Raw genomic sequence first — 25209 nt, forward strand, 5'->3', positions numbered from 1 at the left:
TCACGCTTCGAGCGCGAGCAGCGCGAACGTCGCGAGCCAGTGCTCGCCCATGTAATCGCCCGCGACGTGCGCGATGCCCGACGCCAGATGTTCGTTCGCAGCCGCTTCCAGCACGGCGATACGCGCATCGCCGGCCGGCAGCGCCCGCGCGATGCTGCGCTGGCACCACGCGCGGCTCAGGTTCAGGCCGTCGAGATGCGCGAGCTTGCCGTCGCTGCGGTCGGTGACGGTCGCGGGCGTGAAGAGCGTCGCGGGCTCGCGCGCCGCGATGCGCGGCAGAAAGCGATCGAACCAGCCGACGAAGCGCTCGCCCGGCAGCACATGGCGCATCAGCACCGCTTCCATCAGCGACGGCGAGAGGAATTCGTCGCCGGCCGGCTCCCACGCCTGACAACCTTCGTCCTGCTCGAACCAGCGCAGGGCCGTCTCTTTCAGCAGGCGCTCGAAGTCCGCGTTTTGCGCGATGCGCGCATAGCCGAGCGCGAGCGTCAGCGCGAAGGCCATGTTGAAGTGCGTGCCGACCCGAAGCGGATACGTCGACTTCGGCAGGAATTCCTCGAAGCGCGCGACGAACGCATCCGCGAGCGGCTGGAGCGTGCGGGCCCAGCGCGCGCCGTCATCGGACTGCATCGAACGCAACTGGCCCGCGAGCGCGAGCAGCCACGCCCAGCCATAGGGTCGCTCGAAGCCGCGCGCGGCAGGACGCTGCAGATACGCGACCTCGGCGGCGACGTTCGCTTCTGTGAAATGCGCGTCGATGACCGCGCGAATCCGCGGCGCTTCCGGCAAACCGGGAAAGCGCTCGTACAGCCGCGCGATCAGCCAGTAGCCGTGCACGCAGGAATGCCAGTCGAAGCTGCCGTAGAAGATCGGATGCAGCGCGCGCGGGCTCTGGACATCGGCCGCGCTCGCCATCACGTGATCGAGCTTGTTCGGGTATTCGCGCGTCAGATGGCCGAGCGCGACTTGCGCGAACTTCGACGCGAGCGCGGCGTCCAGGGTGATCGGTTGATGCGGATTCATGCGGGCCTCGTCGATGCCGGTCGTGATCCCGAGACTTTATCGATAAATAGTCGTCAAAATCTGTGATCAGGGTAATTACCTACTTCATGTGCGTGCCGTATCGCCAGGTCGATTTCGAAAGCGCGGCATCAGCCTGCGGAAAGGGCGGCGAATGCTTTAACGACAAGCTTCTGCGGGCGCCGGAACGGATCGGCGCGCCTGGCGCAGCGGCGCCGCCACGCGATTTTCCCCGCTCCGATGGGCCGTCTTCCGCGCGCCACGATCGCGCACTTTCGTCCGAACCCTCGTATAAACTGGCGCCCGAACGCCGCCAAGAGCGCTCGGACCGGGGGCGAGAGACCCGGCGAACACCATCCAGACCGTGACCAAGAGCCCAGAAACACTATGACCGACCTGCACGCTTACACCCCAGAGGACACCCGGCGCCGCGTTTTCGCGATCGTCGGTGCTTCGTCGGGCAACCTCGTCGAGTGGTTCGACTTCTATATCTACTCGTTCCTCGCGCTGTACTTCTCGGCGGCGTTTTTCCCTGGCGGCAATCCGACCGTGCAGTTGCTTAACACCGCGGGCGTGTTCGCGGCGGGCTTCCTGATGCGTCCGATCGGCGGCTGGCTCTTCGGCCGCATCGCCGACAAGCACGGCCGCCGCAACGCGATGATGATCTCCGTGCTGATGATGTGCGGCGGCTCGCTCGTCATCACCTTCCTGCCGACCTACGCGTCGATCGGCGCATGGGCGCCGTTCCTGCTCCTGATCGCGCGCCTGTTCCAGGGCTTGTCGGTGGGCGGCGAGTACGGCACGAGCGCGACCTACATGAGTGAAGTGGCGCTGCGCGGCCGGCGCGGCTTCTTCGCGTCGTTCCAGTACGTGACGCTGATCGGCGGACAGCTCGCCGCGCTCCTCGTGCTCGTGATTCTCCAGCTGTTTCTGTCGACGGAAGAGCTGAAGGCGTGGGGCTGGCGCGTTCCGTTCTTCATCGGTGCGTGCGCGGCGCTGGTTTCGCTGTATCTGCGACGCTCGCTCGATGAAACCTCGACCGCCGAAACGCGCCATCGCAAGGAAGCGGGCACGCTCGCCGGCCTGATGCAGCACAAGGGCGCGTTCATGACGGTGGTCGGCTTCACGGCCGGCGGATCGCTGATTTTCTACACGTTCACGACCTACATGCAGAAGTATCTGGTCAACACGGCCGGCATGAACGCGAAGACCGCCAGCAATGTGATGACCGCCGCGCTCTTCGTCTACATGCTGCTGCAACCGGTGTTCGGCGCGCTGTCGGACCGTATCGGCCGCCGCGCATCGATGCTCTGGTTCGGCGGGCTCGCGACGATCTGCACGGTGCCGCTCCTGCACGCGCTCTCCGGCGTGACGAGCCCGGTCATGGCCTTCGTGCTGGTCGTGGCCGCGCTCGCGATCGTGAGCTTCTATACGTCGATCAGCGGCCTCATCAAGGCGGAAATGTTCCCGCCGGAAGTGCGCGCGCTCGGCGTCGGCCTGTCTTACGCGGTCGCCAACGCGGTGTTCGGCGGCTCGGCGGAGTTCGTCGCGCTGAAGCTGAAGTCGCTGGGCAGCGAATCCACGTTCTTCTGGTACGTCACCGTGATGTGCGCGATCTCGCTGATCGTTTCCTGGCGCATGCTCGACCCGAGCAAGGAAGGGTATTTGCGCAACGAGCCGTAAGCCTGCCAACGGCGCGCGCGAGGCGGTGACTCAGCCGTCCCGCGCGCGTTCGCTGTCCGCGCGGACACCGTTGTCCGCCAGGCTTGCCGATGAAGGATACTATGGTGTTTTATGCGGTATGAGTGTGTAGACGGCGCACCGGTCGCGGTGCGCGGCGGTAATCGGGAACCGGATATGCATGCGCGCGGCAGCGCCACGCGCAACGCCGATGCGCACATTCGGGAGCGTCGGTCTGCCTGGAGCCTGTTCATGGAAGATTTCGACGAAACGCTGTTCGTTGTCTGGCGGGCCAACCTGAACGTTCTGGTCGGCTCGCCAGGTGGCGCTGGACGCCTCGCGCGCATGATGAATTTCTCGCCGACGTTCATGAAGCTGATCGTCGCCGGTCAGCGCGACTTCAATGAGGAATTCGTGCGCGGCATCGAACTCGTGACGGGTCTGCCGTCGCACTGGCTGGACGAGCGCCGCACGCTGGCCGAGGTCCCGCCCGAGGTCCAGCGCGCGATCGACGAGGAAACGCCGATGGCCGTGTTCCGTGGCACGGCGCATCCCGCGCCGAAGCGCTCGGTGCTGCGCGGCCCGGAGCCGCTGCTTTCCCAGACCGAGGCGACGCGCCGTGTCGCCGATCTCGCCCAGCAACAGGCCGAAGCGAACCGCCGCGATCTGCTCTTTCGCAAGAATCGCGAACTGCTTTCACAGGACTTGCGCCGCCTGGAGCGGCAGCTCGGGCTGCTGCAGGTCGACGGGATGCAGCCGAAGGTCGACGAGCTGATCGCCTCGGACCGCATGAGCGAGGCGGCTAAGGCCGACCTGGCAGGGCGTATCGAGCAGATCGACAAGCACGTAAAGCTTTTACATCAGCATGTCGAGAAGCTGGTTGCGCTTCTGTCGGCCCCGGATGAGCCGGAGGGCGGCGAGTAACGCCCGGTCATTTCTTCTTCTTGCCGTCTTCCCGGGTTTCCGGCTCGGGATGCACGGCGATCGGATCGCTCGCGGGAAAGGTTTCCTCGAGCGCTTCGTCGAGCAGATCTTCTTCGTTCTCCGCCTTCTGATTCTGCTTGTCCTTCGAACGGTCATCTCGGCTGGCTTTGGTCATGGTCCGCTCCGTGATGCGAAGTCGTGATGGATTCAATATAGCAGCGTCGATGCTCCGTCGCAGTCAGCCTTCCCGCCGATAGTCCGCCGGGCGCACGCCCGTCCACTTCCGGAACGCGCGCCTAAATGCGCTCGGTTCCGCGAAGCCCAACGCGTCCGCGATCTGCGGAATCGTCTCCCGCGTGTGCGCGAGGCGCGCGATGGCGAGATCGCGTCTCAGCGCATCCTTGATCGTCTGATAGGTCAGCCCTTCCTGCTTCAGGCGGCGTCTGAGCGTCGCTTCCGCCATGTTGAGCGCGGCCGCGATGCTTTCCGCCTCGGGCCAGTCGGTCGGCGCGGTCTGCCTGAGGCGGGCCCGCACGCGCGCCGCGAGCGAATCCGGATTGCGATACTTCACGATGAAATTCGCCGGCGCGTCGCGCAGGAAGCGCTTGAGCGTCGCGGGCGTCTGCACGACCGGCAGCGCCGCGCAGTCCGCCGACAGATCGACGAACGAGCGCGGCTCGCCGAAGCGCATGTCGTCGCAGAACATGAGGCGGTATTCATCGCTCGCGTCGGGCTCGGCGCAGCGCAGATGCGCGGCGAGCACCGGAATGCGCCGCCCGACCAGCCAGCACAGCAGCCCGTACACGAGGATGAAACCCGTCGCGTAAGCGAACATGGTTTTCGGCGCGCCCGAATCGTCGAGCCAGACGCGCACGCGTTGGTCGTCGATGTCCGGCTCGAAGCGCAGCTCGTCGAGCACGAGCCGCATGAAGCCCGCGATGCGCAAGAGCGCCTGCGCGCCGTCGCGCGACGAAAGCGCCGCGTGACACAGCAGCACGAAGCTGCCGCGCCGCATCGGATGCCGGTCCTGGCCGAAGAACTCGTCGTCGAGGGCATCGGCGGTGGCGTTCCAGAGCTTGCCGTATTGCACGGGCGATACGCGGGCGCGCGGCGAATCGAGCGTCGCCGGCGCGATGCCCGCGGCGGCCAGCAAAGTCTCGCGCGCGACGCCGCGCGCCTCGGCGCAACGCAACGCCGCTTCGACGAGACTCACGGAAATCGAGTCGCGCTCGATCTTCTTCTTGGGACTTGGGGTTGTCACTAGGTGGCCAAAGCGCTCAGTTAGCGTGATCGTTTTGGGCATCGGCTAACGTCCGGCGATTGCCTAGACTCGTGCTCAGACGGCCCATCCGCCGGGCTTGCGCGGTCAGAAAGTTTAAACGATCGATGCCGCGCGGCCCGCCGCCTCAGCCCCATTCACCGAATCGAAAACATGATCGACGCATTCCTCACCGAAGAGCAGCGCATGATCCGCGACGCGGCTCGCCAGTTCGCCACCGAAGTCCTCGCGCCGAACGCGGGCCAGTGGGACAAGGACGCCGCGATTCCCGACGCCGTCGTGCGGCAACTGGGCGAGCTCGGCCTGCTCGGCATGATCGTGCCCGCCGAGCTCGGCGGCACCTTCAGCGATTACACCGCCTACGCGCTCGCGATGGAAGAGATCGCCGCGGGCTGCGCGTCGTGCGCGACGATGATGAGCGTGCACAACTCCGTCGGCTGCGGTCCGATCCTCGCCTACGGCACCGATGCGCAAAAGGCCGAATGGCTGCCGAAGCTCGCGAGCGGCGAGATCATCGGCGCGTTCTGTCTGACGGAGCCGCAGGCCGGTTCCGAGGCGAACAACCTGCGCGTGCGCGCCGTCGAAAAGGACGGCAAGTGGGTCATCTCCGGCAGCAAGCAGTTCGTGACGAACGGCAGGCGCGCGGGCGTGGCGATCGTCTTCGCCGTCACCGATCCGGATCTCGGCAAGCGCGGCCTCTCCGCGTTCATCGTGCCGACGGATACGCCCGGCTTCGACGTCGGCGCGCCGGAGCACAAGCTCGGCATCCGCGCATCCGATACGTGTCCGATCACCTTCGACGATTGCGTGATTCCCGCCGCGAATCTGCTCGGCAAACGTGGCGAGGGTCTGAAGATCGCGCTGTCGAATCTGGAGGGCGGGCGCATCGGCATTGCGGCTCAGGCGCTCGGCATCGCGCGCGCGGCTTTCGATGCGGCGCGCGCCTATGCGAAGGAGCGCGTGCAGTTCGGCAAGCCGATTCAGGAGCATCAGTCGGTCGCGAACATGCTCGCCGACATGCAGACGCACATCAACGCGGCGCGCCTCCTGATCCATCACGCGGCGCGCATGCGCACGGAGGGCATTCCGTGTCTGTCGGAGGCGTCGCAGGCTAAGCTCTATGCGTCGGAGATGGCCGAGCGCGTGTGTTCCGATGCGATCCAGATTCACGGCGGTTACGGCTATCTGCAGGATTATCCGGTGGAGCGTCATTATCGCGATGCGCGCATCACGCAGATCTACGAAGGCACGAGCGAAGTGCAGCGGATGGTGATCGCGCGCAACGTTTGACCGGTGCATAAAAAATACACGGAGACGCAATGAACGACGCCAGAGGCTTCATCGCAGCGCGAGACTTTCTGTTTGCGCATCGCACCGATTACGACACCGCGTATCGCGAGTTCGAGTGGCCGTCGCTCGACCGCTTCAACTGGGCGCTCGATTACTTCGACCCGATGGCGCGCGGCAACGATGCGCCCGCGCTGCATATCGTGAACGAGAGCGGCGGCGAGACGCGTCTTACGTTCGCGCAGATGAGCGAGCGCTCGGCGCGCGTCGCGAATCACTTGCGCGGCCTGAACGTGAGACGCGGCGAGCGCATCCTGCTGATGCTGCCGAACCGCGTCGAGCTATGGGAAACGATGCTCGCCGCGATGAAGCTCGGCGCGATCGTCCTGCCCGCGACGACGCAGCTCGCGAGCGCCGACCTGCGCGACCGCATCGCGCTCGGGCGCGTGCAGCACGTGATCGTCGATGCGGCGGAGACGCAGAAGTTCGATGGCATCGACGTGCCGGGATTGCGTATCGCCGTGGGCGGCGCCACGAGTGACTGGCTCGCTTATGAAGCCGCGTATGATGCAGCTCCCGAATTTGCTCCGGATGCCGAAACGAACGCGAACGACCCGTATCTGCTGTATTTCACCTCGGGCACGACCTCGAAACCGAAGCTCGTCGCGCATACGCATCAGAGCTATCCGGTCGGCCATCTGTCGACGATGTACTGGATCGGCCTGCAACCCGGCGACGTGCACTGGAACATCAGCTCGCCCGGCTGGGCGAAGCACGCGTGGAGCTGCTTCTTCGCGCCGTGGAATGCGCAGGCGTGCGTGTTCATCTACAACTTCAGCCGCTTCGACGCGGCGCGCGCGCTCGATGTGCTCGTGAAGCACGAAGTCACCACGCTCTGCGCGCCGCCGACCGTGTGGCGCATGCTCGTGCAGGAGCCGCTCGCATCGTACGACGTGAAGCTGCGCGAGATCGTCGGCGCGGGCGAGCCGCTCAATCCGGAAGTGGTCGAGCGCGTGCAGGCCGCGTGGGGCGTGCCGATCCGCGACGGCTACGGCCAGACCGAAACCACCGCGCAGATCGCCAACACGCCGGGCCAGCGGCTCGTGCCGGGCTCGATGGGCCGTCCGCTGCCGGGTTATCGCGTTGCCTTGCTCGACCCCGACGGCAATCCGGCGGAAGAAGGGGAGATTGCGCTCGCGCTCGATCCGCCGCCGCTCGGCCTCATGACCGGGTACGCCGACAACCCGAAGGCCACCGAGAACGCGATGCACGGCGGTTTCTATCGCACGTCGGATGTCGCGGCGCGCGGCGCGGACGGCTACTTCGTCTATGTCGGCCGCGCGGACGACGTGTTCAAGTCGTCGGATTACCGGCTGAGCCCGTTCGAGCTCGAGAGCGTGCTGATCGAGCACGAGGCGATCGCGGAAGCGGCCGTCGTGCCGAGTCCCGATCCCTTGCGTCTTTCGGTGCCGAAGGCGTTCGTCACGCTGCGTCACGGCTACTCCATCGGACCGGAGCTTGCGAAGAGCGTGTTCGCGTTCTCGCGCGAGCGGCTCGCGCCGTACAAGCGCATTCGCCGCCTCGAATTCGCGGAATTGCCGAAGACGATCTCCGGCAAGATTCGCCGCGTCGATCTGCGCCGTCAGGAAGCGGCGCGCACGGAAGACGGCGCGCGCGGCGAGTTCGAGTTCTGGGAAGAGGATTTCCCCGAACTGCGCCAGACCAGCAAGGCTGACTAGAAAGGAATCCCCACGATGATCGAAGTCACGCGCGACGGCGCCACCGTCACGATCCGCCTGAACCGGCCGCCCGCGAATGCCTTCACCGCCGAAGGGCTGGCCGCACTGAAGGAAACCGTCGATGGCCTGAACCGCGATGCGCAGGTGCGCGCGATCGTCGTGACCGGCACGGGCCCGAAGTTCTTCAGCGCGGGCGCCGACCTCAACCAGTTCGCGGATGGCGACAAGGCGCACGCGCGTGTGGCCGCGCAACGTTTCGGCGCCGCGTTCGAGGCGCTGCAGAATGCGCGCGCGGTCACGATCGCCGCGATCAACGGCTACGCGATGGGCGGCGGCCTCGAATGTGCGCTCGCCTGCGACATGCGGATCGCCGAGGAACATGCGCAGATGGCGCTGCCGGAAGCGTCGGTTGGACTGCTGCCGTGCGGATGCGGTACGCAGACGCTCCCGTGGCTCGTCGGCGAGGGCTGGGCGAAGCGCATCATTCTGACCGGCGAGCGCGTGAATGCGCAGACCGCGTTGCGTATCGGGCTGGTCGAGGAAGTGGTCGCGAGCGGCGGCGCGTATGAAGCCGCGTCGAAGATCGCGGAGCGCGTCGCGTCGATGAGCCCGGATGCCGTTGCGTACTCGAAGCCGCTGATCCACGCCGCGCGCGAAGGCATGCCGCGGCGCGCGGCTCTGGCGCTCGAGCGCGAACGCTTCGTCGATCTGTTCGACGGCGCGAACCAGCGCGAAGGCGTCGCCGCGTTTCTGGACAAGCGCAAGCCGCGATGGAGCGCGTCATGAGTACGCAAGGACTGCTGCGCGAGACACCGGAAGTCGCCTTCGATGTCGTCAATCGCGTGGCGCTCGTCACGCTCGACCGGCCGCACGCATTGAACGCGCTGTCGCACGACATGATCGCGCTGCTCGCCGATATCTTCGCGCGATGCGCCGGCGACGATTCGATCGCCGCGGTCGTGCTGCGCGGCGCGGGCGACAAGGCGTTCTGCGCGGGCGGCGACATCCGCAAGCTCTATCACGCCGCGCGCAACGATCCGCATCACGAGACGCCGTGGCTGCAATTCTTCATCGACGAATATCGGCTCGACTACACGATTCATCGTTTTGCGAAACCCGTCATCGCGCTGATGGACGGCATCGTGATGGGCGGCGGCATGGGACTCGCGCAAGGCGCCGCGCTGCGCATCGCGACCGAGCGCACGCGCATGGCGATGCCCGAGACGCGCATCGGCCTGTTGCCCGATGTCGGCGCGACGTACTTCCTGCGCGTGCTGCCGCGCGATCTCGCGCTTTACATCGGCCTGACGGGCGCGCGTCTTTCGGGCGCCGATGCGAAGCGCGTCGGGCTTGCAGACGAATGCGTGCCGTCGACGTGGCTGCGCGGTTTCGTCGAGCGCCTCGAAAGAATGCGCTGGGACGATGCGCAGGATGCAATGACGCAACTGAAGCGTGTGTTCGTGCCGGGCGCGAACATCGAGCGCCATGCGCCGCTCGACGATATCCGCGCGCAGATCAGGCGTCATTTCTCCGTGTGTCCGACAGGCGGCGTGGAGCGCATCGTCGCATCGCTCGCAGACGACGAATCGGACTGGGCACGCGCGACGCTCGCCACGCTCGAAAGCCATTCGCCGACGATGCTCGAAGTGACGTATCACGCGCTCATGCGCGGCCGGCAGATGTCGCTTGCGGATTGCTTTCGCATGGAGCTCGGCGTCGTGTACCGCGCGATCGACGACGGCGATTTCGTCGAAGGCGTGCGCGCGCTCATCATCGACAAGGACGAACGGCCGCGCTTCGCCCCGACGACGCTCGCGCAGGTGCGCGCCGAGCGCGTGCAGCACTTTCTCTCATCTCCGTGGCGTAAAGAGATGCATCCGCTCGCGGACCTGTGCGCATAATCTCCTGATGGAATTCGCAAGCAAATGTTTCTGCGGCGAACCGTCGAAATGGCCGATGGTCGAACGGGGCTTAACCGATCATCGGACAATTCAAGAGGAGGAACCGACCATGCCGAACCGTAAGTCACGGATCGCGTTTCTGTCGGCCGGCATCGCATTCGCGCTGATCGCACCGGCGGCATCGTACGCACAACTCAACCTTCAGCAATTCGGCTTCGGCAGCGGCAAATCGGAGCCGGCCGCCGGCGCGAACGGCGCGACACAGCCTTCGGCGCTCAGCTCGCTCGTGCAGAACTATCTCGGCGCGAACCAGCAGGTGCTCTCGGGACAATCGAGCCTCGCCTCGGCGATGGGCATGTCGAGCGTCGCGAGCCAGGCGCAGTCGGCGGCGGGCCTGCTGTCGGGCGCATCGGGCGGCAGCGGCGTGCCGAGCACGAGTGTGCTGTCGCAACTCGGCGGCACGCAGCAGAGCGTGTCGCAGTCGTTGATGAAGGCATTCACGGGCGGCGCGACGACGGCGCCGACCGCCGCGAGCAAGCAGACGTTCAGCGACGGCCTCGCATCGCTCGGGCAGGGCGTGAAGCAGTACGCCGGCCTGCAAAACGATCTCGGCGCGGTATCGAATTCGATGAACATGTCTTCGCTGCTGCAGGCCGGCTCGAATCCGGCGACGGCGCAGGCGGCGTCCTATATCGCGCAATCGGCGCCGGGACAATTGCAGTCGCTCGTGCAGACGCTCACGCAAGCGGTGCAGTACGCGAAGACCAACGGCATCTCGGTGCCGTCGATCGCGACATCGGCGTTGAGCGGCGCGAAATGATGTGATGCGCCGATCACGCGCACAAAAGAAAAGCGGCGAGGCCCGGACGGGCTTCGCCGCTTTTTTCGTTGGCGCCGACGATCGCTTCAGTGACCGGCCACTTGCCGCATCGCAAGACGCCTGAGCACCGGCAACGCCTGCGGGCGGCGCGACTCGCGTCTCAACGGCGGGAGATACGAGATATCGGTGACGTCCGCGAGCCGCGCGTACGGGTCCGCGTCGAACACTTCGAGCGCGGGCGGCTCGACCGGCTCCGCCGCGACATGCTCCGGTTTATCGACGGCGATGCCGAGCGAATGACGCACATCCACGCCGCGAATATGCACCTTGTAGCCGGCACCTTCGATCACGCGCTCGCGCGATTTCCAGAACTCGAGCGCGGAGGGTGTCATCGGATGCATCGACACATATTCAAGCACGATCTCATGGCCTCGAACTTTAGGATAATCCAGCAGTAATTGGCCTGAGCGAATATAACGGATGTACCGGTCGATCTTTTTCGTGAGCAAATCCTGATGAACGCCTTCATCGCGCCAGTCGAAATCATCGAAAATCGCGGCATATACGCGTTTGAAGAGAATGTTCACTCCGATGTAATCGATGGCGTCCACGTCGCGCAGAGACATGGTCAATCCCCTACGCCCTCAACGGGCAAATAACAAAGGATTGCATTGTAACGGATAGAAATCGTCAATTAACGATGAAACTCCTTATTAAGTGGGGTGAAATCTCATTTTAGTAAGACTCCGAATTCTCTATTTAAGTGAAGTCCGATTGTCGAGAACAAATACAACAAAACGCCAAGATATTCACCATTCAGGTCTGTCTTCTCGACGCGTCCGCGAGATCCCGTGTGGACGTGGCTTCCGCGACTTCTTCGTTGCTCATGGCCTCGACTTGCGGCAGCGGCGGTTGCTCGTTGATCCACGCATTCAGGATCGTCGAGGTCACCGCGAGAATGACGGGCCCGATGAACAATCCGACTATTCCGAACGCGAACATGCCGCCGAGCACGCCGGAAAGGATCAGGAGCATCGAGAGATTCACGCCGCGTTTGATGAGAATCGGGCGCAGGAAGTTATCGAGCATCGCGATCATGATCGACCACACCAGCAGAAGCGATCCGGCGACATGCGAGCCGTGCCAGAAGAGCCACGCGACGCCGCCGAGCAAGGGCAGCAGCGGCCCGATCTGCGCGAGGCACAGCATCAGCATGACGGCCGTGATGATGCCCGCGGCGGGCACGCCGGCGAGCGCGAGTCCGATGCCCCCGAGCGCCGATTGCGTGACCGCCGTCACGACGATGCCGAGCGCCACCGCGCGGATCGCGAGGCCGGCGAGCTTGATGGCTTCCGCGCCGCGCTGCGCGGCGATGCGCGTCGCGAAGCGCACGATGAAGTGCCCGGCCGCCTCGCCGTTCATATACAGGATGCCGGCAATGATGACCGTGATGAGCATGTGCATCACGAACACACCGACGACGGCCGCATGCGCGAGCATCCAGCGCGCCGCGATCGTCACGTAGGGCTCGACCCTCGCGAGCAGGCCGCCGGGGCCCGCGTCCGAAAGCGTCTGCCATTCCTTGGCGATGCGCTGGCCCGCGACCGGGACATCGTGCACCCAGTGCGGCGGCGGCGCCAACGCATAGCTCGGCAGGCTCTTGATGGCGGCCATGATCTCGCCGCCGTGCAGCGCGAGCGTCGAGATCGCTTCGTAGAGCGGCAGCACGATCACGATCAGCAGCATGAACAGCATCACGCTCGTCGCGATCCAGCGGCGGTTGCCGCAGCGGCGCTGCACGGCGCGCATGAGCGGCCAGGTCGCGACGACGATCGTCGTCGCCCAGATGAGGCCCGGCAGGAACGGACGCAGAACGTAGAGACTGCCGACCGTCAGCGCGGTGAGAATCGTGATGACGAGCAGGATGCGGGCGATATCCACCGGCTGGCGTGGATTCGGATTCGGCTGCCCGTTCGATGAGGTTGGCATGATGCGTCCGGATGAAAGTGAAGGGTTGCGCGGTGTCTGCCGACGGGCATGGCACGCAACGAGCGATGAACAAGCGACGAGCGAAAGCCGGCGGTCCGGCAAGCCGCTCCCGGGATGACGGGGCGCAATCATAACGGCACTCCGTTCCATACTACTAAAAATCGCGCGGCGCCTGCCCTGAAAATACCCTTCGTCCGATAGAAGGCGCGTCCACCGATGCATTGCCATGAATCTGGAAATGATTTCTTAAATTGCCTATTCTTTTTGCGGACGCAGAAGAGGGCATGCAATGCTCCGCCGTGCGCCACGAGGATCAGACAAGAACGATTTGGGAAACTGACATGGCCGGTTTTTCCGGTACCTCGCTCGTCGCTGATGATCGGCCTCTTCCGCGCGTTCGATGTCGCCACCGGCCGCAAGCGCCGGGCGTTCCAGTGCGGCGCGGATGTCGATGCGCCGGCGGTGTCGTACATGGTGAACGGAGAGCCGCACATCGCGATTGCGGCGGGCGCCAATACGCAACCCGACTTCAAGCGCGGCAACAGCGTGCGCGTGTTCGCGCTGCCTCGAGATGGTGACCCGTTCGAAGCGGCTGCGTGTCTGGCTCGTGTACGCACTGTGGATCGTCGTGTGCGTGCTGCTGTCGCTGCCGTCGCTTTCGCGCGCCGACGTGAAGGCCGGTGCCGCGAAGGCGGCCGTATGCACGACGTGTCATGGCCTCGCGGGCAACTCGATGACGGGCGAGTATCCGTCGCTCGCGGGGCAGACGTCCCGCTATCTCGATCTGCAATTGCGCGATTTCAAGGCGGGCCGCCGCAGCGATCCGCGCATGTCGCCGATGGCCGCGAACCTCACGCCCCGTGACATGCGCGATCTCGCCGATTACTTCGCCGCGCAAAAGCCCGTTCCGACCGATTTCAAGGCGGACGCGGTGAAGGTCGAGGCGGGCAGGAAGAAGTCCGAGGCGATTCTCTGCGCGACGTGCCACCTCGTCGGCTTCTCGGGCCAGAACGAGATTCCGCGCGTGGCCGGGCAGCAGTATCCGTACATCGTCAAGCAACTGCAGGACTTCCGCGACAAGAAGCGCACCAACGACGCGGGCAACATGACGAGCGTGTCGAAGAATCTCACGGACGCGGACATCGAGAATCTGGCGAACTACATCGCGAATCTGCAATGACGCTCCATGTAGGCGGCCATCGTTCGCTCTGTCGATGATGTGTTCCTGCGCGATCGCCTACGCGCTCAACGAGCGCCTGTTTTCGGCCGTGCGCGAGGGCGATCGGGCCGCCGTCACACGTTTGCTCGATGAAGGCGCGGCGATCCATTCCCGCAACCGCATCGGCGACACGCCGCTCATTAGCGCGTGCAGGAAGGGCCTGACGCCGATGGCGCGCATGCTGATCGATCACGGCGCGAACGTGAGCCAGGCAGACGTGCAGGGCATCACGCCGCTGACGGCCGCCGCGTTCGACGGCAACGACGACTTCGCGGCGTTGCCGTCGAACGGCTGATGCTTCAGGATTTCAGGATTCGTTGTCCAAACCGTTGGCCGCCTGAATCGGGAAAAAGCGTCGCGCCGACGCGCTCGGGATCGATGCCGAAGCACTCGCCCGCCGCGCTCGCGATGACGGCATCGAGCCCGATCGTCGGCTTCAGATCGCGCGCCTGATACAGCGACGCAGTCGCGAGTCCCGGCCAGTCCGCGAGCACGCGAGCGCCCGCCACCGCGCCGCCGACGATCATCGCCGCCGACGCCGTGCCGTGGTCCGTGCCGCCCGTGCCGTTCGCCGCCGCCGTGCGGCCGAACTCGGTCGCTACCAGCACCGTCGTGTTCGCCCAGTGCTCGCCGAGCCCGTCGCGCAGCGACGCGAGCATCGTGTCGAGCGCCTTCAGTTGCGCGGCGAGGCGCGGATTCTGCGCGCTGTGCGTGTCCCAGCCGCCGGTTTCGATCATCGCGATCCGCGGGCCATCGGGCGTGCCGAGAAAGCTCGCGGCGAGCCTGCCGAGGCTCGCCGGGTCCTGACGCGCGCCCGCATCGGCGGCGAGGCCGCGCGCCTGCATCGCGGCATCCCAGAGCGGATGAAGCTGCGCGTCGCCCGCATAGAGCTGCGAGACGCGCGTGAGGAGATCGTCGGGCGCCTGCGGCAAGGACGACGGCGCATACGACGTGACTTCCGCGCGGCCGCGCAGCGCGAGCGGCACGGTCGGCGCGAACGCGACGGCATCGGCGCGCGGCGCGGGCAGCATCGACACGAGGCGGTTCATCCAGCCGTCCTTCAGCCGATACGGCGCGGCGCCGCCGGTTTCGAGCACGTTCTGGCCGTCGAAGTGCGAGCGCTCGCGATAGGGCGACGCGACCGCATGCACGAACAGCGCCTCCCTGTCGGCATACATGTGCGCGACCTGTTTCATCGACGGATGCAGCGCGAAGAGGCCGTCGAGCTTCGTCGCCGTCGATGCATCGATCGCGAGCGGGCCGCGCAATGTTGCGTACGCAGGATCGCCATATGGCACGACGATGTTCAGCCCGTCCGCCGCCCCGCGCTGGATCACGAAGACGAAGCGGCGCTCGGTTTCGGCGGAGGCGAAAACGAGATGCGGCGCGACGAGCATCGCGCCGGCGCTCGCGCCCGCGCACCACAGGAATTGGCGACGCGTCGGCATGGTTCATCTCCTCAGAAAATCGGGCGAAACGAGCAGCAGCGCGAGCGCGGTCTGCGCGCTTTCCGCCCGCGCGACGGCGCTGGCGGTCGGCTCGGACAGCGCGCCCGCCAGCAGTTGCGGGCCGAGCGCGCGGGCATCGAGCGTATCGCCCGTGCGCGCGGCAAAACGTTGTGCAAGCTCGACGCGGCGCACGAGCGCATCGGGCGCGGCCCAGCTCGCGGCGACATCGTCGTAACCGGCGGGCGAGCCGGGGCGCCAGACCTGCTGCCCCAGTTGCGTGAGGAGCGGCGCTGCGCGCGCGCCTTGCAAGCCGGTGCGGCCCAATCCGCGCAAGGACGAGATGGTCCAGTCCCACGGCGTCTTGAATTTGGCGGGCGCGCCCGGCCACGCTTCGGGCGCTTCGATCAGCGCGCGATACACCGAGGGCAGATCGCCGCCGCTATCGCTGAACGCGCTCGCAAGCCGCTCGACGAGCGCGGGCGGCGGCGTGTCCGCGACGAAGTGGCGCGCGAGTTTCTCCGCGATGTGATGCGCCGTCGCGCGTGAGCTGGCCAGATCGTGGAGCACGGCGAGCGGCTGCTCATCGCCCGTCTGCGCGTATTGCCTGCCCATCACCGTGCGCGCGCCCGGCTCGTGCAGGCGCGCACGGAACACGTACTGGCCGGGCGGCGCGGGATCGTCGGGGTTCTTGCCCGCGTTCGCGTTCATCGCGCCGAGGCTCCAGCCGGTGAGCGCGCGCGCGAATTCGGTCACGTCGGCTTGCGTGTAGCCGCTGCGCACGCCGAGCGTGTGCAACTCCATGATCTCGCGCGCGAGGTTTTCGTTGAGGCCGCGCCTGTTGTCGGGATCGCGCATCGCCGCGCGCGCGGCGGCGGGGCTGTCCGGTCCGACGGAGCGCGGCTGATCGAGAAAGATCTGCATCGCCGGATCCCGTTCCGCCGCGACCAGCATGTCTTCGAAGCGGCCGAGCACATGCGGGCGGATCGCCTCGTTTTCGAACGATCCGGCGAGCATCGCGACGGGCGGCTTTTCGATCGACACCGCGAAGTGATTCGCCCAGAAATGCACGAGGCGTTCGATGAAAGGCGTGTTCGTCGTGAGCGCACTCGTCACGCGTGCATCGACGGCATCGCGGTAGACGTCGCGGATCTGCTCGGCGTAGTGCTTGCGCACGTCGGGTTTGTCGGCGGTGCTCGCGTCGCGCAGCGCGCGCTGGCGTTCGGCGAATCGCGCGGCGAGCGCGGTGCCCGATGGCTGGCTGCCGAGCGCGGGCGGCATCGGCTGATAGGTGCTCGTGCGCGGATCGGCCTGTTCCGCGAGCCAGCCGCGCGGATCGGCGGGCAGCGGCTCGCCGGGGCGCGCGCCGAGGCCGAAGCGATTCACCGCGATGGCGGCGGGCGAGCGTTGCGGCGCGATTGCCATGACTTGCTCCAGACGCTTTCGATGCGGGTTAAACGGACGTGCGCGGGAAATCCGTCGCGCGAGGTCACTGCTGCGGCCGCTCGCCGGGCGGCACGGCGCGCAGCGGGCCGTAGCGTTCCATCGCGCCGACGAGCTTCAGCCGTTCGTCGGGCGTGAGCGTCGATGCGAAATCCGCGACCGTGCCCTCGATGCGTGAGCGCAGCGCGATATCCGCGTCGCGCGTGCGGGTCAGCGCGGCGTCGAGCGCACGGCGATCGAAGTCGCGCGCGGCAAGGATGTGCGCGATATCGATGCGTCCGTCGCGCGCATCGCGGATCAGCGGCAGGCTTTCGCGGCGCGTCTTGCGCAACGCGTCGCGTAGCTGTTGCTGGCGCTCGGCGGAGAGATCGGAAGCGGCGAAGCGGATGCCGCGTGGCTGCGCGGCTTCCGTGCGCTGATGCGCGAACAGCCGATATGCGCCGCCCGCGATCGACCCGATCAGAAACACGTTCAGCACGAGCGACACCGCCGCGAGCGTCTTCAGCGTGCATGGATTCATTGATCGCTCCAGTCGGAAGGGGCGCCGCCGAAGGCCGTGCCCGAATAGGATTGCTCGAACCAGCCGCCGTGCGCGCCGTCGTTCGACGCGGGCGCGAGCAGCGAGACCAGCAGCGCGCCCGCCGCGACGCCCGCCGCACCCGCGCCGATGAAGCCCGCGCCCGAGAACCAGATGCGCGGACGCCGCCATAACGTGCGCGCGGGCCGCGCCGGCGCGGACTCGACGATGCGGCGCGCAAGCTCGGGGCTGGGCACGGCGACCGCGTGCGCGTCGAGCATGGCGTCGAGCGCGCGGGCTTCGGCGAGCGCGGCGAGTGCTTGCGGATCGCCGGCGGCGACGAACGCCAGCGCCGCGTCGCGTTCGTGCGCGGGCCAGCGTTCCGGCGACGCGCCGTATGCCTCGGTGATGTGGCGGAATCGTTCGGGTGTCATCGATGTTCCTCCGGCGCGTCGAGTGCGGCTCTGAGATTGCGGCGCGCGCGGGCGAGCAGGCTTTCGAGCGCTTCGACGCTCACGCCCATCAAGGCCGCCGCGTCCGCGTTCGGCAATTCCTGGTAGTACTGCAGCACGAGCGCCTCCCGCTGGCGCGCGGGCAGCTTCGCGAGCGCCTGCGCGATGCGCTCGTTCGCGTGCGCCGTGTCGAGGCGTTCGCCGGGCTGCGGAGCGGGATCGGCCTGCTCGGGAAGCGCGTCGGACACGGTCGTCTCCCGATGACGGCGCAGGCGGTCGTAACACAGATTGAGCGTCACGCGATGCAGCCACGTATCGAAACGGGCGCTTCCGGCACGCCACTTCGGCGCGATCTTCCAGATGCGCAGAAACGCTTCCTGCGCCACGTCGTCGGCCTCGTCACGATCGCCCAGCATGCGCGCCGCGAGCGCGACGACGCGCGGCAGCTTTCTCGCGACGATCTCGCGGATGGCTCCCGGTTCCCGATTGCCGACGCGGGCAATGAGCGCGGTGTCCGGATCTTCTTCTTCGTTCAATGTGATTTCGGGTCTCGTGGCGCATGTCGGACTGCTTGCTCGCGGACGGGCGGAATGCCGCTGCCGTCCGCATCCTCAGTAAACGACGACCGGCCCGCGATAGTAGGCAGGATGCGCCGGATAGACGACGCAACCCGCGAGCGTCAGCGCGACGAGCGCGGCGGCGAGCAGTGTCTTCAGCATGATGGGCCACCTCGTTTCGGTTGTGTCGGGACGCTCGACCTCACGCCCAGTGGCCTTCGACCCAGCGCCAGTTCGGCCCGTGCGCGACCCAGTGCCCCGGAACCCAGCGATAGCCCGCGCGCACCGGCCGCCAGTGGCCCGGCGCCCAGACGTAGCCGCCATGCGCCCAGCGCCAGTGGCCGGGGTCCCACGCGTAGCCCGCGCGCGGCGGCGGAGGCGGCTCGGCGCGCAGCGGCGGCGGCGCGGAAGGCGCGATGATGACCGTCTGCGCGTCGGCCGGGCCGCTGTGCAGGGCGGCAAAGGAAAGGGCGATCACAGGCGCAAGAACGGCTGCGGAAAGCGCCGCGCGCAGCGGCGTGCGTGTTTTTCTCATGATGGTTCTCGTCGATTCAGGGTTGCGACGAAAACTTGAACGGAGCGAGGGCGGCAATCCCGTCGCCTGATGCGCGCGGAAGTTGTAACGATGTTTTACGCCGATACGTCAGGCGAACACATCGATGCCATCGACGAGACGCTTCGCGAGACGCGGTTGCCGCAACTGCTCGATCCACCATTTCAGCGCGCGGCCTTCGTGATCGCCGCGCCACGCGACATACAGCACGTTCGGCTCGCGCGGATCGGCGGTTTCCTTTTCGACGAGCTCGCCGCGCGCGAGCAGCGTTTCCACGCGATGCCGCGGCACCCAGCCCGTGCCGAGCCCTTGCCGCTGCGCGAGGATTTTCGCGCGCATGGTCGGCACCGCGAACGCGGCCTGCCCGCCGAGCACGCCGTACGCGCGCCCCGCCGAGCGCGACGAATCCGCGACGACGACCGCGCGATGCGCCGCGATCTGCTCGCGCCGCAGCGGCCCGTCGATCCTCGCGAGCGGATGGCGCGGCGACAGCGCGAAGGTCCATTGCATGACGCCGAGCTCGAACCAGCGCAGGCCGGGAATCGCGGGCGGCTCGTTGGTCGCGCCGACGATCAGGTCCGCGCGGCCGTCGCGCAGCGCTTCCCAAGTGCCGCCCAGCACTTCGTGCGTAATCCGCAGCGCGACGCCGGATTCGAGCGCATCGAATGCCTGCACGACGGGCAGCAGCGTCTCGAATTCGAGGATCTCGTCGCAGACGATCCACAAGCGGTCTTCCCAGCCGCTCGCGATCTGCTTCACGCGCTGCGCGAGCCGCGACACGTCGAGCATCAGGCGCGATGCTTCATCGGCGAGCAGATGACCGGCGGGCGTGAGTTGCAGGCGGTAGCGGCGCCGGTCGAAGAGCAGCGCGTCGAAGCGCGTTTCCAGTTGCCGCGCGGCATGCGACACGGTCGACGGCGCCTTGCCGAGCCGCGCCGCCGCGCGCGACAGACTGCCGGTTTCGCGGATCGCGTCGAGCAGCGAGAGTTCTTCCTCTGACAACATGTTCGACTCCATCGAACGAGTGCATCGTCCGGATCGTACGGCAAAAGCGGGGCGCGGGGTCAACATCGAAGCCATCGGACAAACCGAATCTTCGATGGAGCTGAACGATGAAAACCTTCCTGCACACGATCCGCCGCGCGGCCGGCGCGCTTCTCGCAGCCGCCGCGCTGCAACCGGCCGCGCATGGCGCCGACGCGCCGCGCGCACCGCAGGCGGCTGCTGCCGCGAGCGCGATCCAGTCACGCACGATCGACGCGAACGGCGTCGAGCTGCACTATCTGCAAGCGGGACGCGGCGACGCGACGCCCGTCGTTCTGCTGCACGGCTACACGGAAACGAGCCACATGTGGCAGCCGCTGATGACGCGTCTCGCGGGCGAGCGCATCGTGCTGGCGCCCGATCTGCCGGGCGCGGGCGGCTCGGCGATGCCGGCCTCCGGCTACGACAAGAAAACGCTCGCGCAAGACATTCACGCGATGGTTCGCGCGTTGGGTTATCGCAAGGTGAAGCTCGTCGGGCACGACATCGGGCTGATGGTGGCGTACGCGTACGCCGCGCAGTATCCCGACGAAGTCGAAAGCATCGTGCTGATGGACGCCTTTCTGCCCGGCGTCGGCGACTGGCAAAAAGTCTGGCTGCTGCGCGACAAATGGCATTTCAACTTTTACGGCGACACGCCGGAACAACTGGTGCGCGGCCGCGAGCGCGTGTATTTCGAGCACTTCTGGAACGATTTCGCCGCCGATGCCGCGCATTCGGTGAGCGAAGCCGATCGCCGCTATTATTCGGCGCAATACGCGCGCAGCGGCCGCATGCGCGCGGGCTTCGAGTACTTCCACGCGTTTCCGCAAGACGCGGACGATTTCGCCGCCTTCGCGAAAACGCCGCTCACGATGCCGATGCTCGTCCTGACCGGCGAGCGCGCGTCGGGCACGTTCCTGATCGACCAGGCGAAGCTCGTCGCGACCAACGTGCAGGGCGTCGTGATGCCGGGCGCCGGACACTGGCTGATGGAAGAAGCGCCGGATGCGACGATGGCGCAACTGGTGCGTTTCATCGACGCACCTTCAACGAACTGATCATGGCGATGCCATGGCGCGCGTATTGCGCCGTGGCAATCAGGGAGGAAATGGAAATGGGACTTCTCGTCGACGGAAAATGGCAGGACCAGTGGTACGACACCGCGTCCACCGGCGGGCGCTTCGTGCGCAAGGACGCCGCCTATCGCAACTGGGTGACGGCGGACGGCGCGCCGGGTCCGAGCGGAGAGGGCGGCTTCAAGGCCGAGGCAGGGCGGTATCACCTGTATGTGAGCCTCGCTTGCCCGTGGGCGCACCGCACGCTCATCATGCACGCGCTGAAGGGGCTGGAAGCGATGATCGACGTATCCGTCGTGAACTGGCTGATGCTGGAGAACGGCTGGACCTTCGATCCGGCGCCGGGCGTCGTGCCCGACAGGATCAACGGCGCGCACTTCCTGCATCAGGTCTACACCGCCGCCGATCCGCATTACACCGGCCGCGTGACCGTGCCGATCCTTTGGGATAAACAGCGCGGGACGATCGTCAACAACGAGTCGTCGGAAATCATTCGAATGCTGAATGCGGCGTTCGACGGCATCGGCGCGAAGCCCGGCGATTACTATCCGCGCGAGCTGCGCGAAGAGATCGACGCGCTCAACGCGCGCATTTACGACACGCTCAACAACGGCGTGTACAAGGCCGGCTTCGCGACAACGCAAGCTGCGTACGAGGAAGCGGTGATGCCGCTCTTCGAGACGCTCGACTTTCTCGAAGAGCGCCTGAGCATGCGCCGATACCTGACGGGCGAGCGCTTCACCGAAGCCGACATCCGCCTCTTCACGACACTCGTGCGCTTCGACGCCGTGTATGTGGGCCACTTCAAGTGCAACCTGCGGCGCATCGCGGATTATCCGAATCTCTCGCGGTTCGCGCGCGAGATCTACCGCATGCCGGGCATCGCCGCGACGGTGAATTTTCAGCACATCAAGGGGCACTACTACCAAAGCCATCGCACGATCAATCCGACGGGCATCGTGCCCGCCGGACCGGTGCTCGGCTTCGACGCGGCTTAGTCGTACTTGTAGACGCCGTGCTTCGTCTTGCGCCCGAGACGTCCCGCCGAGACGAGCTCGCGCATCAGCGGGCACGCGCGGTACTTCGAATCGCCGAAGTCCTTGAGGAACACGTCCATCACCGAGAGGCACACGTCGAGGCCGATCAGGTCCGCGAGCGCGAGCGGGCCGATCGGATGATTCGCGCCGAGCCTCATGCCCGCGTCGATTTCCTCGGCGCTCGCCACGCCTTCATAGAGCACGTAGAACGCTTCGTTGATCATCGGCACGAGAATGCGGTTGACGACGAAGCCCGGCGAATTGCGCACGCCGATGGGGGATTTGTCGAGCTTCTCGGTGAGCGCGCGCACGGCGGTGGCGGTTTCATCGCTCGTCTGCACGCCGCGAATCACTTCGACGAGCTGCAGCAGCGGCACCGGATTGAAGAAGTGCATGCCGATGAAGCGCGCAGGCGTCGCGAGCTGCGCGGCGAGCGCGGTGATCGAGATCGACGACGTATTCGACGCGATGATGGCATCGGGACGCGCGGCTTCCTCGATCTGCTTCAGGATGCGGTTCTTGAGCTCGGCATTTTCCGTCGCGGCTTCGATCACGATGTCGGCTGCGGTGAGGCGTGCGTAATCGGTCGAGGTCTCGATGCGCGTGAGCGCCGCGTCGCGCGCGGACGCCGCGAGCTTGTCCTTCGACACGAGGCGCTCGAGGCTGCCGGTCAGCGTTTTGATGCCCTTCGCGAGCGCGGCGTCGGTGACGTCGATCAGCACGACCTTGAAGCCCGCGACGGCCGCGACCTGCGCGATGCCGTTGCCCATGGTTCCCGCGCCGACGATGCCGACGGTCTGAATATTCATGCTCTGCTCCTCCTTGATCTGCGCCGGCGCGAGCGGCCGGCAAACCGGAAATGGTCGAAAGCGCGCGAGGCGCGTTCAGGCATCGATTCTAACCAGCGGAGAAGGCCGTCAGATCTTTTGGCACGATGCCGTTTGCATGACAAAACGCAACGTATCGGTCCAGGCCGCTCTTCCAGTTCTCGGCGGCGAGCACCTGCCCGCTGTCGTTCACGAAGAGCAGTTCGCCCTGGATGATGTTGAGCGTGACGATGTCCGCGCCGTCCGAATCCGATGGCAGCGCCTCGGGCGTGTGGCTCGATCCGGCCGTCTCGTACACGATGCTCCCCGGTTCCGCGATCCACTCGTGCTCGCGATACTTCCAGCGCCCCTGAACCGTATAGACGATCACCGTGCCCGTATGACGATGCCGCGGCATCTGTCCTTTGGCCGGTGCTTTCATCAGCGCGATGACCTCGCCGCGAATCGGATCGAGCTTGAAGTACTTGACGAGCACGCGCTCGCTGTACGGCGTGAACGGCACCCACGGCAGGTCCGCGTCGTTGAGGCAGGTGGTGTGGATCTGTTCGAACAGCATGATGTCGGCTCCCTTGTCCTGGTATTTCCGCAGTCCATTGTAGGCAGCGCGGCGCGTGCCGAACATCGGCCGAATGGACGACCCCATCGTTCAAGCCGGATCGCGCGGTATCTGCTATCGTCCGTGCCATGCCAACCATCATCACCGTTTCCAATCTGTCCAAGACCTACGGGTCGGGCTTCCGCGCGCTTCGGGACGTGAACCTGGAGATCCGTCGCGGCGAGATTTTCGCGCTGCTCGGCCCGAACGGAGCGGGCAAGACGACGCTCATCAGCACCGTCTGCGGCATCGTGAATCCGAGCGAAGGCAAGGTCACCGTCGCCGGTCACGATATCGTCACGGACTATCGCGCCGCGCGCGCGATGATCGGGCTCGTGCCGCAGGAGCTCACCACCGACGCCTTCGAGACCGTCTGGGCAACCGTGTCGTTCAGCCGCGGCCTGTTCGGACGGCCGAAGAATCCGGCGCACATCGAGAAGGTGCTCAAGTCGCTGTCGCTGTGGAGCAAGAAGGACAACAAGATCATGACGCTCTCGGGCGGCATGAAGCGCCGCGTGCTGATCGCGAAGGCGCTCGCGCACGAGCCGGAAATCCTCTTTCTCGACGAGCCCACCGCGGGCGTCGATGTCGAATTGCGCCGCGACATGTGGGGCCTCGTGCGCGAGCTGCAGTCGAAGGGCGTGACCATCATCCTGACGACGCACTACATCGAGGAAGCGGAGGAGATGGCGGACCGCATCGGCGTCATCAATCGCGGCGAGATCGTGCTCGTCGAGGAAAAGCACGAGCTCATGCGCAAGCTCGGGCAGAAGAAGCTCACGCTGCAGCTCGAGCATCCGCTCGCCGAAGTGCCCGCGCCGCTGTTGCCCTACGGCCTTGCGCGATCGACGGACGGCAGCGAGCTCACGTACACCTATGACGCGCACGACGAGCCGGGCCGCATCATCGCGCTGCTGCGTCACGTCGACGAAGCCGGCGTGCGCTTCAAGGATCTGCAAACGACGCAAAGCTCGCTCGAAGACATCTTCGTGAGCCTCGTCAGGGAAGCCAAATGAATCTATATGCCGTTCGCGCGATCTACCGTTTCGAGATGGCGCGCGCCGGGCGCACGCTGATGCAGAGCATCGTGTCGCCCGTCATTTCCACGTCGCTTTACTTCGTCGTGTTCGGCGCTGCCATCGGCTCGCGCATTCCGGAAGTCGACGGCATCAGCTACGGCGCGTTCATCGTGCCCGGCCTCGTCATGTTGTCGCTGTTGACGCAAAGCATCGCCAATGCGTCCTTCGGCATCTATTTTCCGAAGTTCACCGGCACGATCTACGAACTGCTGTCCGCGCCCGTGTCGTACTTCGAGCTCGTCGTGAGTTACGTGGGCGCGGCCGCGACCAAGTCGGTCATCCTCGGCCTGATCATTCTTCTGACCGCGCGGCTGTTCGTGCCGCTCAGAATCGATCACCCTGTCTGGATGATCCTGTTTTTGCTGCTCACGTCGGTGACGTTCAGCCTGCTCGGGTTCATCATCGGCATCTGGGCGGACGGCTTCGAGAAGCTGCAGATCATTCCGCTCCTGATCGTCACGCCGCTCACGTTTCTCGGCGGCAGCTTCTATTCGATCAACATCCTGCCGCCGTTCTGGAAGACCGTCGCGCTGTTCAATCCGGTCGTCTATCTGATAAGCGGCTTTCGCTGGAGCTTTTACGGACTCGCCGATGTCCAAGTCGGCGTGAGTCTCGGCATGACGCTGGTATTTCTCGCGGTGTTCATTGCGATCGTCGCGTGGATCTTCAAGACGGGATACCGGCTCAAATCGTAGGGCGGCGCGCCGGCCGGGCCCCGGCTGGCCGAACAAGAGCATGAGGGCG

The 25209-nt window shown here is 66.0% G+C and carries 26 protein-coding genes and 2 pseudogenes; 14 read left to right on the forward strand and 14 right to left on the reverse strand.

The features are described 5' to 3' along the window. Window positions 1-1023, reverse strand: a complete 1023-nt coding sequence (locus tag AWB78_RS07205; protein WP_062603674.1) for a DUF2891 domain-containing protein — start codon at window positions 1021-1023, stop codon at window positions 1-3. 384 nt (window positions 1024-1407) lie between these two features. On the opposite strand from AWB78_RS07205, the gene AWB78_RS07210 reads away from it, so the two are divergent. After that, the gene (locus AWB78_RS07210) at window positions 1408-2703 is read left to right on the forward strand and encodes an MFS family transporter (RefSeq protein ID WP_062603676.1); all 1296 of its coding nucleotides are present in this window, start codon (window positions 1408-1410) and stop codon (window positions 2701-2703) included. A 249-nt stretch (window positions 2704-2952) separates the two neighbouring features. Beyond that, a complete protein-coding gene (locus AWB78_RS07215) occupies window positions 2953-3624 on the forward strand; it encodes a hypothetical protein (protein ID WP_062603979.1) in 672 nt (223 codons plus the stop codon). Window positions 3625-3631: 7 nt separating this feature from the next. Here AWB78_RS07215 and AWB78_RS47575 read toward each other — a convergent pair whose 3' ends face one another. Together AWB78_RS47575 and AWB78_RS07220 are read right to left on the reverse strand one after the other, a co-directional pair. After that, a complete protein-coding gene (locus AWB78_RS47575) occupies window positions 3632-3799 on the reverse strand; it encodes a hypothetical protein (RefSeq protein WP_198399233.1) in 168 nt (55 codons plus the stop codon). Between the two features lie 63 nt (window positions 3800-3862). Further along, window positions 3863-4885 (reverse strand): AraC family transcriptional regulator, encoded by a 1023-nt coding sequence (locus AWB78_RS07220; protein WP_062603678.1) that lies wholly within the window; start codon window positions 4883-4885, stop codon window positions 3863-3865. 174 nt (window positions 4886-5059) lie between these two features. Between AWB78_RS07220 and AWB78_RS07225 the strand changes: the two genes are divergently transcribed. The 5 genes from AWB78_RS07225 to AWB78_RS07245 all read left to right on the forward strand — a co-directional run bounded on the left by AWB78_RS07225 (window position 5060) and on the right by AWB78_RS07245 (window position 10650). Continuing rightward, the gene (locus tag AWB78_RS07225) at window positions 5060-6193 is read left to right on the forward strand and encodes an acyl-CoA dehydrogenase family protein (protein WP_062603981.1); all 1134 of its coding nucleotides are present in this window, start codon (window positions 5060-5062) and stop codon (window positions 6191-6193) included. Window positions 6194-6222: 29 nt separating this feature from the next. Then, complete coding sequence (locus tag AWB78_RS07230; RefSeq protein WP_062603680.1) at window positions 6223-7929, forward strand: AMP-binding protein; 1707 nt, start codon at window positions 6223-6225, stop codon at window positions 7927-7929. A 15-nt stretch (window positions 7930-7944) separates the two neighbouring features. Then, window positions 7945-8715, forward strand: coding sequence for an enoyl-CoA hydratase (locus tag AWB78_RS07235; protein WP_062603681.1), 771 nt, complete (start codon window positions 7945-7947; stop codon window positions 8713-8715). After that, window positions 8712-9830: an enoyl-CoA hydratase/isomerase family protein gene (locus AWB78_RS07240; protein ID WP_062603984.1), complete on the forward strand. Its 1119-nt coding sequence runs from the start codon at window positions 8712-8714 to the stop codon at window positions 9828-9830. The genes AWB78_RS07235 and AWB78_RS07240 overlap by 4 nt, the downstream gene beginning before the upstream one ends. 109 nt (window positions 9831-9939) lie before the next feature. Continuing rightward, a complete protein-coding gene (locus AWB78_RS07245) occupies window positions 9940-10650 on the forward strand; it encodes a hypothetical protein (RefSeq protein ID WP_062603986.1) in 711 nt (236 codons plus the stop codon). 86 nt (window positions 10651-10736) lie between these two features. Here the strand turns inward: AWB78_RS07245 and AWB78_RS07250 are convergent, their stop codons facing one another. Both AWB78_RS07250 and ydiK read right to left on the reverse strand, forming a co-directional pair. Further along, window positions 10737-11276, reverse strand: a complete 540-nt coding sequence (locus AWB78_RS07250) for a DUF6572 domain-containing protein (protein ID WP_062603684.1) — start codon at window positions 11274-11276, stop codon at window positions 10737-10739. Between the two features lie 190 nt (window positions 11277-11466). After that, window positions 11467-12639: an AI-2E family transporter YdiK gene (gene ydiK / locus AWB78_RS07255; RefSeq protein ID WP_074173406.1), complete on the reverse strand. Its 1173-nt coding sequence runs from the start codon at window positions 12637-12639 to the stop codon at window positions 11467-11469. Window positions 12640-13020: 381 nt separating this feature from the next. Between ydiK and AWB78_RS48230 the strand changes: the two are divergent. From AWB78_RS48230 to AWB78_RS07265, 3 genes and pseudogenes are all read left to right on the forward strand, one after another. After that, window positions 13021-13206, forward strand: a pseudogene (locus AWB78_RS48230) (quinonprotein alcohol dehydrogenase); the annotation flags it as partial. A 4-nt stretch (window positions 13207-13210) separates the two neighbouring features. After that, window positions 13211-13819, forward strand: coding sequence for a c-type cytochrome (locus AWB78_RS07260; RefSeq protein WP_062603688.1), 609 nt, complete (start codon window positions 13211-13213; stop codon window positions 13817-13819). Window positions 13820-13853: 34 nt separating this feature from the next. After that, entirely contained in the window at window positions 13854-14153 is a 300-nt protein-coding gene (locus AWB78_RS07265; RefSeq protein WP_332460079.1) for an ankyrin repeat domain-containing protein, read from the forward strand. A 4-nt stretch (window positions 14154-14157) separates the two neighbouring features. Here the strand turns inward: AWB78_RS07265 and AWB78_RS07270 are convergent, their stop codons facing one another. The 7 genes and pseudogenes from AWB78_RS07270 to AWB78_RS07300 all read right to left on the reverse strand — a co-directional run bounded on the left by AWB78_RS07270 (window position 14158) and on the right by AWB78_RS07300 (window position 19830). Then, complete coding sequence (locus AWB78_RS07270; protein ID WP_062603690.1) at window positions 14158-15306, reverse strand: DUF1501 domain-containing protein; 1149 nt, start codon at window positions 15304-15306, stop codon at window positions 14158-14160. 3 nt (window positions 15307-15309) lie between these two features. Next, window positions 15310-16728, reverse strand: coding sequence for a DUF1800 domain-containing protein (locus AWB78_RS07275; RefSeq protein WP_062603692.1), 1419 nt, complete (start codon window positions 16726-16728; stop codon window positions 15310-15312). A 64-nt stretch (window positions 16729-16792) separates the two neighbouring features. Beyond that, window positions 16793-17266 (reverse strand): periplasmic heavy metal sensor, encoded by a 474-nt coding sequence (locus tag AWB78_RS07280; RefSeq protein ID WP_062603696.1) that lies wholly within the window; start codon window positions 17264-17266, stop codon window positions 16793-16795. Then, window positions 17263-17697 carry a hypothetical protein gene (locus AWB78_RS07285; protein WP_062603699.1) on the reverse strand — a complete coding sequence of 145 codons (435 nt, stop codon included), beginning with the start codon at window positions 17695-17697 and terminating at the stop codon, window positions 17263-17265. The genes AWB78_RS07280 and AWB78_RS07285 overlap by 4 nt, the downstream gene beginning before the upstream one ends. Then, window positions 17694-18260: pseudogene (locus AWB78_RS07290) on the reverse strand (RNA polymerase sigma factor); the annotation flags it as partial. The pseudogene AWB78_RS07290 and the gene AWB78_RS07285, both read right to left, overlap by 4 nt. Before the next feature lie 214 nt (window positions 18261-18474). Further along, the gene (locus AWB78_RS07295) at window positions 18475-18807 is read right to left on the reverse strand and encodes a YXWGXW repeat-containing protein (protein WP_062603705.1); all 333 of its coding nucleotides are present in this window, start codon (window positions 18805-18807) and stop codon (window positions 18475-18477) included. Between the two features lie 108 nt (window positions 18808-18915). Continuing rightward, a complete protein-coding gene (locus AWB78_RS07300) occupies window positions 18916-19830 on the reverse strand; it encodes a LysR family transcriptional regulator (RefSeq protein ID WP_062603989.1) in 915 nt (304 codons plus the stop codon). A 107-nt stretch (window positions 19831-19937) separates the two neighbouring features. Between AWB78_RS07300 and AWB78_RS07305 the strand changes: the two genes are divergently transcribed. Then, on the forward strand, window positions 19938-20909 hold the full coding sequence (locus AWB78_RS07305) for an alpha/beta fold hydrolase (RefSeq protein WP_062603706.1): 972 nt from the start codon (window positions 19938-19940) through the stop codon (window positions 20907-20909). A 56-nt stretch (window positions 20910-20965) separates the two neighbouring features. Then, window positions 20966-21925: a glutathione S-transferase family protein gene (locus AWB78_RS07310; RefSeq protein WP_062603991.1), complete on the forward strand. Its 960-nt coding sequence runs from the start codon at window positions 20966-20968 to the stop codon at window positions 21923-21925. On the opposite strand, the gene AWB78_RS07315 is transcribed toward AWB78_RS07310, so the two are convergent. Together AWB78_RS07315 and AWB78_RS07320 are read right to left on the reverse strand one after the other, a co-directional pair. Continuing rightward, on the reverse strand, window positions 21922-22773 hold the full coding sequence (locus tag AWB78_RS07315) for a 3-hydroxybutyryl-CoA dehydrogenase (protein ID WP_062603708.1): 852 nt from the start codon (window positions 22771-22773) through the stop codon (window positions 21922-21924). The two genes, AWB78_RS07310 and AWB78_RS07315, sit on opposite strands and share 4 nt — an antisense overlap. An 88-nt stretch (window positions 22774-22861) precedes the next feature. Further along, window positions 22862-23347, reverse strand: a complete 486-nt coding sequence (locus AWB78_RS07320) for a 2,4'-dihydroxyacetophenone dioxygenase family protein (protein WP_062603993.1) — start codon at window positions 23345-23347, stop codon at window positions 22862-22864. 128 nt (window positions 23348-23475) lie between these two features. On the opposite strand from AWB78_RS07320, the gene AWB78_RS07325 reads away from it, so the two are divergent. After that, window positions 23476-24402, forward strand: coding sequence for an ABC transporter ATP-binding protein (locus AWB78_RS07325; RefSeq protein WP_062603710.1), 927 nt, complete (start codon window positions 23476-23478; stop codon window positions 24400-24402). Further along, a complete protein-coding gene (locus AWB78_RS07330; protein ID WP_062603712.1) occupies window positions 24399-25160 on the forward strand; it encodes an ABC transporter permease in 762 nt (253 codons plus the stop codon). Before AWB78_RS07325 ends, AWB78_RS07330 begins: the two co-directional genes overlap by 4 nt. The last annotated feature ends 49 nt before the right edge of the window (window positions 25161-25209 follow it).

The organism is Caballeronia calidae, assembly GCF_900044055.2.
GTDB lineage: Bacteria > Pseudomonadota > Gammaproteobacteria > Burkholderiales > Burkholderiaceae > Caballeronia > Caballeronia calidae.